Origin of the sequence: Kitasatospora phosalacinea, from assembly GCF_030268885.1 — a bacterium.
Classification (GTDB): domain Bacteria; phylum Actinomycetota; class Actinomycetes; order Streptomycetales; family Streptomycetaceae; genus Kitasatospora; species Kitasatospora phosalacinea_C.
The window spans coordinates 1-14379 of sequence record NZ_BSSA01000015.1 but is presented as its reverse complement, the minus strand read 5'-3'; the positions used below and the strand labels follow the sequence as shown (position 1 = coordinate 14379).

The following is a 14379-nucleotide window of genomic DNA, read 5'->3' as shown; positions in this document are numbered from 1 at the left end:
CAAGCGGAACCGCGCTGCTCGACCCTCACCGAAAGGCGTTCCGATGACCCAGGTCGTCCACCCCGCCCGCGCTCTGTGGTGGCTGTTCGAACCCGTCCACGCACTCACCTACTTCTCCCCGGAGGCCCGGGCCGCGTACGAGGCGGCGGGGCTGCGCGGGTACTGGCGCGGCTACTTCGGCGGCCGGTCGGCCCCGCTGGGCGCCGTGGACGCGGCGCCGGTGGTGGCCGCGTTCTTCAACTTCGCGCCGCAGATGGTCGAGCGGGCGCTGCCGGAGATCTGGTCGCTGGCGAGCCCGGAGCAGGCGCTGGAGGCCCGGGTCGCGGGGGCGACGGGCGCGCTGCAGCGCGTCCTGGTCGACGTGAAGCCGGACCTGATCGACCGTTCGGTGGAACTGCTGGAGCGCGCCGTCGACGGCCTGGACTGTTGTGGGCGCGTGCTGGCCGCCGCGAACGCCGACCTCCCCCGCCCCGACGAGCGCCTGGCCCGCCTGTGGCAGGCCACCACCGTGCTGCGCGAGCACCGGGGCGACGGCCACGTCGCCGCCCTGGTCGCCGAGGGCCTCGACGGCTGCGAGGCCCTCGTGGTCCGCTGCGCCCTCGACACCCGCCGCGAGACGCTCCAGCCGCACCGCGGCTGGAGCGACACCGAGTGGGACGAGGCCACCGCCCGCCTGATCGAGCGCGAGTGGCTGGCCCCGGACGGCACGCTGACCCTCGCGGGCCGCCGCCGCCACCTCGCCCTGGAGGGCGCCACCGACCTCGCCGCCTCCCGGGTCTGGACCCACTTCCACCGCTCCGAGCTGGACGAACTCGTCACCGCCCTGCGCCCGATCTCCGCCGCCTGCCGCGCCGACCTCCCCCCGTCCACCCCGATCGGCCTCCCCAACGCGGCCTGACCCACCGGCCCGTCCCCACCACCAGCACGCCGTCGGTACGGGGGCGGGCCGAGCACGATCCCGCGGCCCGCGCTCCCCCTCCCACCCCGCTTCCGCCCTCCGCCTCCCGTCCCCCGTCCCCGTCCCCGTCCCCGTCCCTGCGGACGCTCCCACCACCGGACCGGCACCCGCCCGGGAAGCGGATGCGCCGTCAGTACGGGGGCGGGCCGAGCACGATGCCGCGGCCCGAGTGGAACCGGTCGAGGTCCGCCCAGGGGACGCGGGCGGCCCGCTGGGAGCCGTCGGGGAAGCCGGACGGGTTGTGGATCAGCAGCGCCCCGTCGTCCGCCCCCACCGCCAGCACCAGGTGGCCGCCGGTGCGCGGCACCTCGGGCTCCAGGGTCCGGATGCCGGGGTGCACGGAGAGCATCGGGAGCCCGCCCCCGGCGAGTTCGGCGACGACCCGCTCGGCGGACAGCTCGGCGACGGCCTCCGCCTGCAACCCCCAGCGGGTGCGGACGTACGCGGCGAACGGGGCGTGGATCAGCCCGTCGAGCCGCCCGTCGGGGTGCCGGACGTACGCCCCGGCCCGCTGGCACTCCTCCGCCAGGCGGACGGCCGCGGGGGCGACGCCCCACCAGTGGTCGAGCGCCATCCGCAGGCAGGCCATCCCGCACAGCCGCCACGACCAGTACTCGTACTCCTCCTCGTCGGCCGCACCGGAACGCTCCCACAGCGGGTCGTCGGCGGCCCGCAGCGTGCCGTCGAGGATGTCGGGCACCAGTTCGGGCGACTCCCACTGGGAGTAGTAGGGCACCTGGTGGTTGATCGGCTTCACCCGGTCATCCTGACGTACTTTCATCCCGATCCCCCGGAGCGCCGTCCCCGACACCGGGAACTCGGAGCCCCGCGGGCACCCCCACCGGCCCCTCCGCCGCCCGGCCCGTCCCGAGCAGCAGCCCGCCCAGCTCCGCCCGCAGTGCCTCGTCCCTGGCGTACACCGCCGTTCCCACCACCGGGTGCCCCTTCCCCCGCGGGTCGGCGAACGCGCCGCCCGCCTCGGTGAGGATCAGTCCGAGCGGGGCGTGGTCCCAGAGCGCGCCGCCGAGCTGGACGGCCGCGTCGAGGACGCCCTCGGCCACCAGCAGGGCGGCGTGCACGGACCAGTCGGCCACCGCGTACCGCTCGGCGACCGGCCGCAGTTCGTCCCGGCGGTGCTCCGGCAGCAGCTCGACGGGCGGCAGCAGACCGACCCGGGGGCGGCCCCGGCCCGGCCCGCGCACCCGCAGCGGGCGGGCGTCCGCGAGCCCGTCGGGGCCGATCCCGGCGGTGTACGCGCCCCGGCCCTTCGCCGCGTACCAGATCCGGTGCCGGGCGGGGACGACGGCCACGCCGACCGTCACCTCGCCGTCCTGCTCCAGCGCGACCAGGCTCTGCCAGCGGTCGTCGCCGCGCACGAACACCAGCGTCCCGTCGATGCCGTCGAGCAGCCAGCGGCGCGGGCCGGTGCCGAGCGCGCCGGTCTCCTCGCCGAGGTGGGCGTCGTCCGGGCGTTCGGCCGACAGGGCGCGGCGGACGGTGCGTTCGACGGCGAGGTCGGCCTCGGTGACCGGCGAACCGTCCGCCTTCGCCTCGACGGGCAGGGCCGCGACCCGCGCGAAGTGCTCCAGCCCGACCCGGGCACCGGCCAGCGCGGCGCGGACCGCGAGGTCCAGATCGTCGTCCATGCGGTGGATCATCGCCCGCCCCGCCGTTCGCCCGCCAACGGGTTTCCGCAGTATCGTCCGTCCTCGAACCCGCACCTCCGCCCCCGCCCCGTGATCGGAGCAGTCTTGGCCACCGTCCGCCCCGAACCCGTCGACTCCCCGGACGCCCGGCTGCTGCTGACGGAGTACCAGGCCGAGGTGCGCCGCCGCTGGAGCGGGCCGCCGCCAGCCGAGCCGCTGCCCGCCGAGGCCCCGGCCGACCTCGAACTCGCCCCGCCGGACGGCGTGTTCCTGCTCGCCCGGCTGGACGGCCGCCCGGTCGGCTGCGCGGGCGTCCGCCGCTTCACCCTCGCCGCCGCCACCGCCACCGCCACCGGCGAGCTGAAGCGCCTGTACGTCCGCCCGTCCGCCCGCGGCCACGGCCTGGGCCGACTCCTGCTGGCCGCCGCCGAGGACGCCGCCCGCGCCCTCGGGCACGCCCGGCTGCGGCTGGACACCATGGCCGAACTCGCCGAGGCCCGCGCCCTGTACACGGCCACCGGCTACGCGGACATCCCGCCGTACAACACCAACCCGTACGCCGCGCACTGGCTGGAGAAGGCGCTGTGACGGGGCCGGTGGTGAACCTGTGGCGGGCGGGCCTGAGCACCGTACCGGACGGGGTGTGGTCCCGCACGGACGCCGAGGTGCTGATCCTGGCCGACAACCGCCTCACCGAAATCCCGGACGCCATCGGCGGGTTCACCGCACTCCGGACCCTCGACCTGGGCCACAACGCGCTCACCGCCGTCCCCGCCCGGATCGGCGACCTGACCGGACTGTCCGACTTCCTCTACCTCCACGACAACCGGCTGACCGCCCTGCCGCCCGCTCTCGGCCGCCTGCACCGGCTCCGCTACCTCAACGTCGGCGACAACCCGCTCACCGAACTGCCGCCCGAACTTTGCGACTTGACCCGGCTGCTCGAACTGCGGGCCCAGAACTGCCGGTTGACCGCCCTACCGCCCCGGCTCGGCGCCCTGACCGCGCTGCGCGAACTGCGGCTGCGCGGCAACGCCCTGACCGCGCTGCCCGATTCGCTGCCCGGCCTGCGCGAACTGCGCTGCCTGGAACTGCGCGACAACCGGCTGGAGCAGGTGCCCCGTACCCTGGCCGCCCTCCCCCTGCTGCGCGAACTCGACCTGCGCGGCAACCCGTTGGCCGAGGCCCCGCCCTGGCTGGCCGAACTCCCGTCCCTGGAGAAGCTCGACCTCCGCTGGACGGCGCACCCGCCCGCCCCGCCCCTGGTCGACGCCCTCGAACGACGCGGCTGCGCCGTCTACTTCTAGCCCGCTTCCGACCCTCGGCGGGCCGCCGCTCCTCCCGGGCGGCCCGCCGACGGCCCGGTCTCACCAGGCGTAGTGCTCCGGCGCGGTCCGGTAGCCGGGGAAGATCTCGTCCAGCCGCTCCAGCGTCTTGGCGTCCAGCTCGACGTCCAACGAGCGCACCGCCGCGGCGAGTTGCTCCTCGGTGCGGGGGCCGATGATCGGGGCGGTGACGGCCGGACGGGTACGCAGCCAGGCGAGCGCGACGTCGCCGGGCTCGTGGCCGAGCTCCTCGCACAGGTCCTCGTACGCCTGGATCTGCTCGCGGCGCTCGTTCAGGGTGTCCAGCGCGCGGCCGGAGGCGCGGCGGACGCCCTCGCGCTCCTTGCGCAGGACGCCGCCGAGCAGGCCGCCGTGCAGCGGCGACCACGGGATCAGGCCCAGGCCGTAGTGCTGGGCGGCGGGCGCCACCTCCAGCTCGACGCTGCGCTCGATCAGGTTGTACAGCGACTGCTCGCTGGTCAGACCGAGGAAGTTGCGGGCCCGCGCGGTCTCCTGGGCCTGGGCGAGGTGCCACCCGGCGAAGTTGGAGGAGCCCACGTAGAGGATCTTGCCCTGGAGGGTGAGCACCTCCATGGCCTGCCAGATCTCGTCCCAGGGGGTGTCCCGGTCGACGTGGTGCATCTGGTAGAGGTCGATGTGGTCGGTCTGCAGGCGGCGCAGGCTGGCGTCCACGGCGCGGCGGATGTTGAGCGCGGAGAGCTTGCCCTCGTTGGGCCACTCGCCCATGTCGCCGTACAGCTTGGTGGCGATCACGGTCTTCTCGCGCCGCCCGCCGCCCTTGGCGAACCAGTTGCCGATGATGGTCTCGGTGAGGCCCTTGTTCTCGCCCCAGCCGTAGACGTTGGCCGTGTCGAAGAAGTTGATGCCGTGACCGTGCGCGGCGTCCATGATCCGGTGCGCGTCGGCCTCCACGGTGTGCGGGCCGAAGTTCATGGTGCCCAGGCAGAGCCGGGAGACGGACAGGCCGGTGCGGCCGAGGTGGGTGTACTCCATGACCCCACCCTCTGCCGCCCCGGCCCGCTTGTCCAGTACCACCTGCGCCACCGGTCCGCCCGGCCCCCGCCACCGCCTGGAGCAACTCACCGCCCGGAGCAACTCACCGCGCAGAACGGCCCGCTGCACAGAACGGCCCGCCCCCCGGAGCGACTCACCCCCCGGAGCGGCTCACCGCCCGGAGCGGGCGAAGCTCCGGACCGCGAGCGGCACGGCCAGCCCGAGCAGCAGGGCGCACCAGCCGAGCGCGGCGGCCACCGGGTGCTGCGCGGGCCAGGCGCCGCCGGGCGCGGACGGGTTGCCGAACAGCTGCCGTCCGGCCTCCGCGACGGCGCTGACCGGGTTCCACTCGGCGACCGCGGCCAGCCAGCCGGGCATCCCCCCGGTGGGCACGAAGGCGCTGGTGAGCATGCCGAACGGGATGACCAGGGCGCCGAGTTGACCGGCCGTCTCCTCCTTGCCGAGGAGCAGGCCGAGCGCGGTGCCGACCCAGCCGCAGGCGAACCGGAACAGCAGCAGCAGGCCGAACGCGCCGAGCGCCGGGCCCAGTCCGTGCCGGACCCGCCAGCCCGCGGCCAGGCCGACCAGCGCGGTCGACACCAGGACGGCGGCGGCGACCAGCAGGTCGGCCAGGGCCTGCCCGGTGAGCAGGCCCAGCCGGGAGACCGACATCGACCGCAGCCGGTCGGTGACGCCCTGTCCGGCGTCCCGGGCGCCGCCGACCATCGCGGGCATCACCGCGTTCAGTGCGACCAGGGCGAACAGCCCGGGCATCAGGAACTCCCGGTAGCCCCCGCCGCCCGGCACGCTCATCGCGCTGCCGAACACGTACCCGAACACGCCGACCATCGCGACCGGCACCAGCAGCGAGGCCGCCAGCAGTCCGGGCGAGTGCCGGTACACCAGCAGGATCCGCCGGGCCGAGGCGGCGGCGTCCACGGGCATCGTCAGCACGCTCATGCGACCCTCCCCAGGTCCTCGACCGCACCCGACCGGCCGCGCTCCGCGCCGGTCAGCGCCAGGAAGACGTCGTCCAGCGACGGGGTGCGCAGCGCGACGTCCGAGGCGGTGACGCCCGCCGCGTCCAACTCCCGCACCAGGCGCGGCAGGGCGAGCGGCCGGGCCGGGTCGGAGACGGCGCTGAGCCGGCCCTGCCCGGGGTCGACGGCGGGGTGGCCGCCGGTGAGCGCGGCGAGCACGGCGCGGGCCCGTTCGAGGTCGGCGCCCTCGGGGAGGACGACCTCGACCAGGGTGCCGATCGCGGCCTTCAGCCGGGCGGGGGTGTCGTCGGCGACGGTCCGGCCCCGGTCCAGCAGGACGATCCGGTCGGCCAGCCGGTCGGCCTCGTCGAGGTACTGGGTGGTGAGCAGCACGGTGGTGCCCTGCTGCGCCAACTCCTTCACGGCGGACCAGATCTCGCGTCGGCTGCGGGGGTCGAGCCCGGTGGTCGGCTCGTCCAGGAACAGCGCCCGGGGGCGGGCGATCAGGCTGGCCACCAGGTCGAGCCGGCGGCGCATGCCGCCGGAGTAGCCGCGCACCAGCCGGTCGGCGGCCTCGGTGAGCCGGTACCGCTCCAGCAGCCCCGCGGCCCGCGCCCGGGCCTCGGTCGCGCCCAAGTGGTGCAGCCTGCCCAGCAGTTCGAGGTTCTCCCGCCCGGTGATGCCCTCCTCCACGGCGGCGTACTGCCCGGCCAGCCCGATCCGCCGCCGCACCGCGGCCGCGTCCTTCACCACGTCGTGCCCGCAGACCCGCGCCGTCCCCCGGTCCGGGCGCACCAGCGTGGCGAGGATCCGCACCAGGGTGCTCTTCCCCGCCCCGTTGGGGCCGAGCAGCCCGCACACCGCCCCTTCGGGGACGTCGAGTTCGAGTCCGTCGAGTGCCGCGGTGGCACCGAAGCGCTTGGACAGGCCGCGGACGGCAATGACCGGGTCGCTCATGGCAGGCCCTCTCTGAGTACATCGTACGTAGTACTGCCACCCTACTGGGTACACCGTACGTAGAAAAGCCCGCCCCCGGACGGCGCCTAAACTGGACCGCGAGGTGATCAAGCGAAATGCCGTCCGACGAGGAACCCGAGCTGATCTGGCTGCGCCCGGAGCACTCCGGCCGCGGGCCGAGACCGGCGCACAGCCGCACCTCGATCGCGCGGGCCGCCCTGGAGCTCGCCGACCGCGAGGGGCTGGACGCGGTCACCATGCGCAAGGTCGCCGCCGAACTCGGCGCCGGGACGATGTCGCTGTACAACTACGTGCCGAAGAAGGAGCACCTGTTCGACCTGCTGGTCGACCTGCTGGCCGCCGAGTACGACCTCCCGGCCGGGCCCAGCGGTGACCCGCGGGCCGATCTCACCCTGCTCGCGCACCAGTTGCGGGCGATCCTGTCCCGGCACGGCTGGGCCACCACGCTGATCACCCGGCGCCCCGGCCTCGGCCCGAACGGGCTGCGGGTCACCGAGTTCCACCTCGCCGCCCTGGCCGGCACTCCGCTCGACGGCACCGCGAAGATGGAAGCCTTCTCCCAACTCACCGGTTACGTCTGCCAGTTCACCGAATGGCAGCAGCGCTCCGGCAACGCCGGCACCCGCTGGCTGACCGACCTGGTCCGCTACCTGCAGGCCGCCACCGCCACCGGCGACTACCCCCATCTGGCCGAGACCCTCGCCACCGGCACCGCCCCGCCCGACCCGGACGCCGCCTTCGAACGCGGCCTGCAGCGCCTCATCACCGCGCTCCTGCAAGCAGACTGACGCCCCGTCGGACCGACGCCGGGCAGGGCGCACCCCACCACCGCCGTCCCGGCCCCGCCCCAACCAGAACCCCAACCACAACCCCGCTGCACCGCCGGGTAGTTCGCCACGGCGGCGCCAGGCGCGGCGCCCACCGGCCGAACTGACGCACCGTCAGTTCACCACCGCGCGGGCCGGGCCCCACCACCCCCCGCCCGGCCCTCCCCCTGCGGCGTCAGGCGGTTCGCCGCAGCAGCGCCAGGTACATCGCGTCCGTCCCGTGCAGGTGCGGCCACAGCTGGACGTCCGGCCCCTCGCCGAGGTCCGGGACGCCGGGCAGCAGCGGCCGGGCGTCGACCCACTCCACGTCCTCCCGGCCGCGCAGCACGTCGTCGACCACGGCCCGGGTCTCCGCCAGGTGCGGCGAGCAGGTCGCGTAGCCGACCACGCCGCCGACCCGCGCCGCATCCAGCGCCGACCGCAGCAACTCCCGCTGCAGCGGCCCGAATCCGGCGATGTCCTCGGGACGGCGGCGCCACCGCGCCTCGGGGCGGCGGCGCAGCGCGCCCAGGCCCGAGCACGGCACGTCGACCAGCACCCGGTCGAACGCCCCGCGCTCCCAGGCGCCGCGCGTGCCGTCCGCGGTGATGACGGCGTACGGGCCGGGGTTGCCGTCCAGCGCGCGGGCGACCAGCCGGGCGCGGTGCGGCTGCTTCTCGGAGGCGACCAGCGCCGCGCCGCGCTCCGCGGCGACCGCGCCGAGCAGCGCGGCCTTGCCGCCGGGGCCCGCGCAGCCGTCCAGCCAGAGCCGGTCGGGGCCCTCCAGCGGGGCGTGGGCGAGGGCGAGCGCGACCAGCTGGCTGCCCTCGTCCTGCACCCCGGCCCGGTTCTCCCGCACCGCGTCCACCCCGGCCGGGTCGCCGCCGTCGGTGAGCCGCAGCGCGTACGGCGACCAGCGGCCGTCCTCGACCTCGGGCAGCGCCTCCCGCAGTTCGGCGACCGAGGAGCGGCCGGGGCGGGCCACCAGCGTCACCTCGGGGCGGGCGTTGTCGGCCTCCAGCAGCCGCTCCATCGCCTGCCGCCCGCTCGCGTCCGGCTGCCAGCGACCCAGCGCGTCCCACAGCGAGGAGACCACCCAGCGCGGGTGGGAGTGGACGACGGCGAGGTGGTCCTCGGCGTCGTCCTCGTACGGCGGGGCGACCTGGGCGACCCAGCCGTCCAGGTCCTGGGCGCTGATCTTGCGCAGCACGGCGTTGACGAACTTGGCGCGGCCGTCGCCGAGCACCACCCGGGCCAGTTCGACGGTCGCGGAGACCGCGGCGTGGCTGGGGATGCGGGTGCCGAGCAGCTGGTGCGCGCCCAACGAGAGGACGTCCAGCACCGGCGGGTCGACCTCGCGCAGCGGGCGGTCCACGCAGGCGGCGATGACCGCGTCGTAGGTGCCCTGGCCGCGCAGCGTGCCGTACACCAGCTCGGTGGCGAGCGCGGCGTCGCGGCGCTCCATGCCCTTGCGCTCGGCCTCGCGCAGCAGCGAGGGCAGGATCAGGTTGGCGTACGCGTCGCGCTCGTCGACGGCCCGCAGCGCGCGGAACGCGACGATCCGGGCCGGGTCCTTCTTGGGGCGGCGGTGCGGGCGGGGGGCGCGCTTCGCGCCGGCGGGGGTGCTCAAAACGGGTGCCTCGAAACAAAAGGTGCTGCGGATCAGGTCCGACCCGACGAGGGGTCTCCCCCAAGTCTAGGCCGAACCCGCCGCACCACCCGTTCCGCACGACCCCCGCCGGGCCTCAGGCACGCCCCCGCCGGGCCTCAGGTACGGGCCCCCGCCGGGCCTCAGCCCTCGAAGCGCTCCCCGGACTCGATCCGGGCGCCGCGCGCCCAGTCCGCGGCGGGCATCGCCTTCTTGCCCTGCGGGCGGACCTCGCCGAGCTCCACCTCGTGGCTGCCGGTGCCGACCCGGACGCTGTTCTTGGTGACCGCCAACTCGCCCGGCGCCAGGCCGGTCTCGCCCGGCAGCAGGCGGACCGGGCCGGTGACCTTGAGCCGTTCGCCGCGGAAGGTGGTCCAGGCGCCGGGCGCGGGCGCGCAGCCGCGCACCACCCGGTCGACCCGCAGCGCGGGGTGGGTCCACTCGATCCGGGCGTCCTCGACGGTGAGCTTGGGCGCCAGCGACACCCCGGAGAGCGGCTGCGGCTCGGGCCGGGCCTGCCCGTCCTCGATCGCGTCCATGGTGCGCACAAGCAGGTCGGCGCCCGCGTGCGCGAGCCGGCCGAGCAGGTCGCCGCTGGTGTCGGTGGGCTTGACGGTCTCGGTGAGGACGCCGAACACCGGCCCGGAGTCCAGGCCCTCCTCGATCCGGAAGGTCGACGCGCCGGTGACCTCGTCGCCCGCCATCACCGCGTGCTGCACGGGCGCGGCGCCGCGCCAGGCGGGCAGCAGCGAGAAGTGCAGGTTCACCCAGCCGTGCACCGGGATCTCCAGCGCCCCGGGCCGGATCAGCGCGCCGTACGCCACCACGGGGCAGCAGTCCGGGGCGATCTCGGCGAGCCGGGCCATGAACTCCGGTTCGCTCGGCCGGACGGGCTTGAGCACCTCGATGCCCGCCTCCTCGGCGCGCTGCGCGACCGGGCTGGCCACCAGCTTGCGCCCGCGCCCGGCGGGCGCGTCGGGGCGGGTCACCACGGCGACCACCTCGTGCCGGGAGGCCAGCAGGGCGTCCAGGGCGGGAACGGCGACCTCGGGGGTGCCGGCGAAGACGAGACGCACGGGCAGGGGCCTTTCACTGGATTCAGAAGGTCAGAAGATCGGATTGCCGGAAAATGACCATCGGACGAGCATCCCGGCCGATCATCGGTTCTCCCGATTCACGCCGGGAGACGGACTGGGGCGGCGTCCCGGCCCGCTGCGGTCAGCGGATCGGCCCGAACGTGGAATGCGGCGAGATCCGCACCGTCGGCGCCGGGCCGCCGCCCCAGTCCGTCTCCCGGATCGCCTTCATCGCGGCCTTCCGGGCCTCCCGGTCCAGCCGGTCGACGAAGATGATCCCGTCCAGGTGGTCCGTCTCGTGCTGGATGCACCGCGCCAGCAGCTGGGTGCCCTCCACCGTCACCGGCTCCCCGTGCATGTCGACGCCCCTGGCCACCACGCCGTACGCCCGCTTGGTGTCGAAGCGCAGGCCCGGCAGCGACAGGCAGCCCTCCGGGCCGTCCTGCTCCTCCTCGCTGAGCGACAGGTCCGGGTTGATCAGGTGGCCCACCACCCCGTCCACGTTGTACGTGAACACCCGCAGCGAGACGCCCAGTTGCGGCGCCGCCAGCCCCGCACCGGGAGCCTCCAGCATGGTGTCGGTCAGGTCCTTCACCAGCCTGCGCAGCTCCTTGTCGAAGACGGTCACCGGCTTCGCGGTCGCCCGCAGCACCGGGTCGCCGAAGATCCGGATCGGCTGAACTGCCAAGACTGCGACTCCCTCTGCACCGACACGACCGCCGGAAACGACGGCCTCCGGGAAGTCTATGCAATCCCCGCCGCCGGTTCGGAGCGGCCACTGGCATATCCCGAGTCGTGCTCGACGCGTTACCCAACGACCCGACGTGCGTTGGTCAATGCGAATTGACCGGGACGCGCGAGCGCCCCGAGCACGCGACCCGACCGAGAGGTGGCAACGAGGCCATGGCCGAGCAGATCAACCACGACGCCCGGGCCCGGGCGTCCCTGCACCTGCTGGTGCGGGACATCGAGCGGGTCCGCCGCCAGGTCGACGCCCTGCGCACGCTCACCGCCCAACTGGGCAACGTCTACCGCCCCCGCCGCCCCAGCACCTCCGCCGGCTTCGTGGTCTACGGCCGCGCCCCCGCCCCGACCGTCCGCCTCGCCCAGGAACTGCGCGAGAGCGTCGAGACCCTGGTCGCCGCCGCCGTCGAGTTCGACCGCGCCCTCGGCTTCTCCTGGGACTCCGTCGGCTCCGCGCTCGGCGTCACCAAGCAGGCCGTCCACCGCCGCTACGGCATGCGCCGCCCCACCGGCGAACTCCTCCCCTCCCCCCGCGACACCGACTCCCCCGCCCCCCAACCCCCGCCCGTCCCCGCCCCCACCGGCACGGCCGCCCGCCCCCCGATCCCCCAGGCCCGCCAGGCCAGCCCGCTGATGCCCCAGCGCACCCGCTGACACCTGCACCCCGGGGGCGCGGACGGAACCGCTGCACCGAGGCGAAACCAGGGGCGCGAGGAACTGCGCGGCCGACCGAACACCCACAGCCAGATCGCGACGCAGGACGGCGCCCTGCACTATTTCGCGATCTTGCTGCCGTTCACGTGGCCGGGCGCGCAGTTCCTCGCGCCCCCGGCTCTGCACCACCCCGCTCGCACTACCCGATGTCCGTCGGGTCCACCCGGATCCGCACCGTCTCCGCCCCCCGCAACGCCAGCCGCGCGATCTGCGCCGCCTTCAGCGCCGCCGCCAGCGCCGCCCCCTGCCCCGGCGCGACCCGCACCAGCGCACGCTCCACCCCCTCCTCCCGCGCTCCCCCCGCACCACTCCCGCTCCCGGCCGAACTCCCGCCCGCGCCCCCGAAGACCGGCACCGGCCCCAGCACGTCCGCCCCCGCGGGCAGGCGCAGCAGCCCCAACAGGTCCGCCACCCCCCGCGCCGGCCCCGTCACCGAGGCCATCCGCGAGACCGGCGGGAACCGCAGCTCCTCCCGCTCGTCGAGCTCGACCCCCGCGTGCCCGGCCGGGTCCCACCGCACCAGGGCCTGCACCGCCCGCGCCCCCGCCTCCGCGACGACCACGACCGTCCCGCCCTCGCCCGCCGGGCGGACCAGCGACGCGGCCGTCAGCCAGCGCCGCACCGCCTCCTCCCCGGCCCGCAGGTCGGGCCGGTTGAGCAGGGCCCAGCCGTCCAGCAGCAGCGCCGCCGCGTACCCGGGGCCCTCGGCGACCGGCTCGGCCCCCGGCGTGGCCAGCACCAGCGCGGGCGTGCCCGGCACGGTCGCGAGCACCGCGTCCCGCCCGGAGGTCCGCACCGGCACCCGCGGGAACGCCTTGCCGAGCTCCTCCGCCGTGCGCCGCACGCCCACCACCGCGGCCCGCAGCCGGAACGACCCGCACTCGACGCAGTGCCAGTCCTGCTCCTGCGCGCCGCACCAGGCGCACACCGGCGCCGCGTCCGCCCCCGGGGACTCCAGCGGCCCGCCGCAGGCCCGGCAGCGGGCCGCCTCCCGGCAGCGCCCGCACACCAGCCGGGGCACGTAGCCCCGCCGCGGGACCTGCACCAGCACCGGCCCCCGGGTCAGCGCCTCCCGGGCGGTCTCCCAGGCCACCGACGGCAGCCGGGCCGCCCGGGCCGCCTCGTCCCGCGCCTGGTCGGTCTCCAGGACGGTGCGCACCCGGGGCGCGACCTGACGGACCGTCTCCCGCGGGGCGGCCAGCGGGCGCGCCCAGCCGGAGCGCAGCAGCTGCGCGGCCTCGACGGTCATCGAGACGCCGCCGATCAGCACCGCCGTGCCCTCCTCGGCGGCCCGCAGCAGCGCCACCTCCCGCACGTGCGGGTAGGGCGCGTTCGGGTCGCTGTGGCTGCTGTCGCCGTCCGACCAGACGACCACCAGCCCGAGGTCGCGCACCGGCGCGAACACCGCCGCCCGCGTCCCGACCGCGGCGCGCACCGAGCCGCGGCTGACCGACAGCCAGCGCCGGTAGCGCTCCTGCGGGCCCGCGTCGGCGGCCAGCACCGCGTGCCGCCCCTCCCCGAGCAGGCCGCGCAGCGCCGCGTCGACCCGGGCGACGGCCCGCCCGTCCGGCAGCACCACCAGCGCGCCGCGCCCGCCCGCCAGCGTCGCCGCGACGGCCCGGGCGACCTCGGCGGGCCACTCGGGGCCGGGCAGCGCCGTCCACACCGCGCGCGGCGCGTGCCCGCCCGCCAGCGAGGCCAGGAACTCGGGCCCGTACGCGTACCGCTCCCAGCTGCCCGGCGCCGGGGCCGACGGCGGCGGCAGCGGGCGCGGCGAGGGCTCGGCCTCCGCCCCGGCGTGCCGCGGCGGGACGGCCAGCTGCAGCACGTCGGCGAGCGTCCCGGCGTAGCGGTCGGCGACGGCCCGGCACAGCCGCAGCAGCTTCGGCGTCAGCACCCGCTCGGGCGACAGGACGCGGGCCAGCGGCGCCAGCGGCCCCGGGTAGTCGGAGTCCTCGCGCCGCTCGACCACGAACCCGTCGTGCAGCGCCCCGCCCTCGCGCCGTCCGTGCGCGCCGACCCGGCCGCCGAAGCGCACCCGGACCCGGACGCCCGGCTGGGCCTCCTCGGACATCGCCTCGGGCACCGCGTAGTCGAAGTACTGGTCGAGGCTCAGCACGCCCTTGTCGACCAGCACCCGGGCCACCGGCAGCCGCTCGGCGAGCACCACCCCGCGCGCGGCCCGCGGCTTCGCCCGGCGCACCGTCTCCCGGATGAACGCCAACTGCTCCCCGGTGCCGTCCGCGCTGCTCACGCCCCCAACCTAGCGGAACCCGCCGACAACGCCGCCGACACGACGGAGCCGCCCGCCGGGGAGGAACTCCCCGACGAGCGGCTCCGAGCGCAGCAGTGGGCTCAGCCCGCGACGGCCGCCTTCAGCGCCTCGACGCGGTCGGTGCGCTCCCAGGTGAAGTCCGGCAGCTCGCGGCCGAAGTGGCCGTACGCGGCGGTCTGGGCGTAGATCGGCCGCAGCAGGTCCAGGTCGCGGAT

Annotated in this window: 15 protein-coding genes; 5 read left to right on the top strand and 10 right to left on the bottom strand. The window is 76.0% G+C overall.

Going from position 1 to position 14379, the window contains the following annotated elements:
- Window positions 1-43 precede the first annotated feature (43 nt).
- Window positions 44-898 (top strand): SCO6745 family protein, encoded by an 855-nt coding sequence (locus QSK52_RS21610; protein ID WP_285737770.1) that lies wholly within the window; start codon window positions 44-46, stop codon window positions 896-898.
- A gap of 190 nt (window positions 899-1088) precedes the next feature.
- On the opposite strand, the gene QSK52_RS21605 is transcribed toward QSK52_RS21610, so the two are convergent.
- The gene (locus tag QSK52_RS21605; protein ID WP_285737769.1) at window positions 1089-1739 is read right to left on the bottom strand and encodes a C39 family peptidase; all 651 of its coding nucleotides are present in this window, start codon (window positions 1737-1739) and stop codon (window positions 1089-1091) included.
- A complete protein-coding gene (locus QSK52_RS21600; RefSeq protein WP_285737768.1) occupies window positions 1720-2604 on the bottom strand; it encodes an inositol monophosphatase family protein in 885 nt (294 codons plus the stop codon). Before QSK52_RS21600 ends, QSK52_RS21605 begins: the two co-directional genes overlap by 20 nt.
- Before the next feature lie 105 nt (window positions 2605-2709).
- Between QSK52_RS21600 and QSK52_RS21595 the strand changes: the two genes are divergently transcribed.
- On the top strand, window positions 2710-3192 hold the full coding sequence (locus QSK52_RS21595) for a GNAT family N-acetyltransferase (RefSeq protein WP_285737767.1): 483 nt from the start codon (window positions 2710-2712) through the stop codon (window positions 3190-3192).
- A complete protein-coding gene (locus QSK52_RS21590) occupies window positions 3189-3911 on the top strand; it encodes a leucine-rich repeat domain-containing protein (RefSeq protein WP_435053314.1) in 723 nt (240 codons plus the stop codon). Before QSK52_RS21595 ends, QSK52_RS21590 begins: the two co-directional genes overlap by 4 nt.
- 60 nt (window positions 3912-3971) lie before the next feature.
- Here the strand turns inward: QSK52_RS21590 and QSK52_RS21585 are convergent, their stop codons facing one another.
- The 3 genes from QSK52_RS21585 to QSK52_RS21575 all read right to left on the bottom strand — a co-directional run bounded on the left by QSK52_RS21585 (window position 3972) and on the right by QSK52_RS21575 (window position 6880).
- On the bottom strand, window positions 3972-4943 hold the full coding sequence (locus QSK52_RS21585) for an aldo/keto reductase (protein WP_285737766.1): 972 nt from the start codon (window positions 4941-4943) through the stop codon (window positions 3972-3974).
- Window positions 4944-5114: 171 nt separating this feature from the next.
- On the bottom strand, window positions 5115-5903 hold the full coding sequence (locus QSK52_RS21580) for an ABC transporter permease (protein WP_285737765.1): 789 nt from the start codon (window positions 5901-5903) through the stop codon (window positions 5115-5117).
- The gene (locus tag QSK52_RS21575; protein WP_285737764.1) at window positions 5900-6880 is read right to left on the bottom strand and encodes an ATP-binding cassette domain-containing protein; all 981 of its coding nucleotides are present in this window, start codon (window positions 6878-6880) and stop codon (window positions 5900-5902) included. Before QSK52_RS21575 ends, QSK52_RS21580 begins: the two co-directional genes overlap by 4 nt.
- A gap of 116 nt (window positions 6881-6996) precedes the next feature.
- On the opposite strand from QSK52_RS21575, the gene QSK52_RS21570 reads away from it, so the two are divergent.
- A complete protein-coding gene (locus tag QSK52_RS21570; protein WP_285737763.1) occupies window positions 6997-7689 on the top strand; it encodes a TetR/AcrR family transcriptional regulator in 693 nt (230 codons plus the stop codon).
- Between the two features lie 214 nt (window positions 7690-7903).
- Here QSK52_RS21570 and QSK52_RS21565 read toward each other — a convergent pair whose 3' ends face one another.
- The 3 genes from QSK52_RS21565 to def all read right to left on the bottom strand — a co-directional run bounded on the left by QSK52_RS21565 (window position 7904) and on the right by def (window position 11119).
- Window positions 7904-9337 (bottom strand): RsmB/NOP family class I SAM-dependent RNA methyltransferase, encoded by a 1434-nt coding sequence (locus QSK52_RS21565; RefSeq protein WP_285737762.1) that lies wholly within the window; start codon window positions 9335-9337, stop codon window positions 7904-7906.
- Window positions 9338-9498: 161 nt separating this feature from the next.
- On the bottom strand, window positions 9499-10431 hold the full coding sequence (fmt, locus tag QSK52_RS21560) for a methionyl-tRNA formyltransferase (RefSeq protein WP_285737761.1): 933 nt from the start codon (window positions 10429-10431) through the stop codon (window positions 9499-9501).
- Between the two features lie 142 nt (window positions 10432-10573).
- Window positions 10574-11119 carry a peptide deformylase gene (gene def / locus QSK52_RS21555; RefSeq protein ID WP_285737760.1) on the bottom strand — a complete coding sequence of 182 codons (546 nt, stop codon included), beginning with the start codon at window positions 11117-11119 and terminating at the stop codon, window positions 10574-10576.
- 215 nt (window positions 11120-11334) lie between these two features.
- Here def and QSK52_RS21550 point away from each other — a divergent pair, with 215 nt between their 5' ends.
- Complete coding sequence (locus tag QSK52_RS21550) at window positions 11335-11829, top strand: hypothetical protein (RefSeq protein WP_285737759.1); 495 nt, start codon at window positions 11335-11337, stop codon at window positions 11827-11829.
- A 199-nt stretch (window positions 11830-12028) separates the two neighbouring features.
- Here QSK52_RS21550 and QSK52_RS21545 read toward each other — a convergent pair whose 3' ends face one another.
- Both QSK52_RS21545 and QSK52_RS21540 read right to left on the bottom strand, forming a co-directional pair.
- A complete protein-coding gene (locus tag QSK52_RS21545; protein WP_285737758.1) occupies window positions 12029-14143 on the bottom strand; it encodes a primosomal protein N' in 2115 nt (704 codons plus the stop codon).
- Between the two features lie 101 nt (window positions 14144-14244).
- On the bottom strand, window positions 14245-14379 hold a 135-nt coding region (locus tag QSK52_RS21540), incomplete at its 5' end, for a methionine adenosyltransferase domain-containing protein (RefSeq protein WP_285737870.1).

Coding starts and splice junctions, on each gene's coding strand:
- QSK52_RS21605 (WP_285737769.1), bottom strand. CDS start 1,739: ATGAAAGTACGTCAGGATGACCGGGTGAAGCCGATCAACCACCAGGTG.
- QSK52_RS21600 (WP_285737768.1), bottom strand. CDS start 2,604: ATGGACGACGATCTGGACCTCGCGGTCCGCGCCGCGCTGGCCGGTGCC.
- QSK52_RS21580 (WP_285737765.1), bottom strand. CDS start 5,903: ATGAGCGTGCTGACGATGCCCGTGGACGCCGCCGCCTCGGCCCGGCGG.
- QSK52_RS21575 (WP_285737764.1), bottom strand. CDS start 6,880: ATGAGCGACCCGGTCATTGCCGTCCGCGGCCTGTCCAAGCGCTTCGGT.
- QSK52_RS21585 (WP_285737766.1), bottom strand. CDS start 4,943: ATGGAGTACACCCACCTCGGCCGCACCGGCCTGTCCGTCTCCCGGCTC.
- QSK52_RS21550 (WP_285737759.1), top strand. CDS start 11,335: ATGGCCGAGCAGATCAACCACGACGCCCGGGCCCGGGCGTCCCTGCAC.
- QSK52_RS21570 (WP_285737763.1), top strand. CDS start 6,997: ATGCCGTCCGACGAGGAACCCGAGCTGATCTGGCTGCGCCCGGAGCAC.
- QSK52_RS21610 (WP_285737770.1), top strand. CDS start 44: ATGACCCAGGTCGTCCACCCCGCCCGCGCTCTGTGGTGGCTGTTCGAA.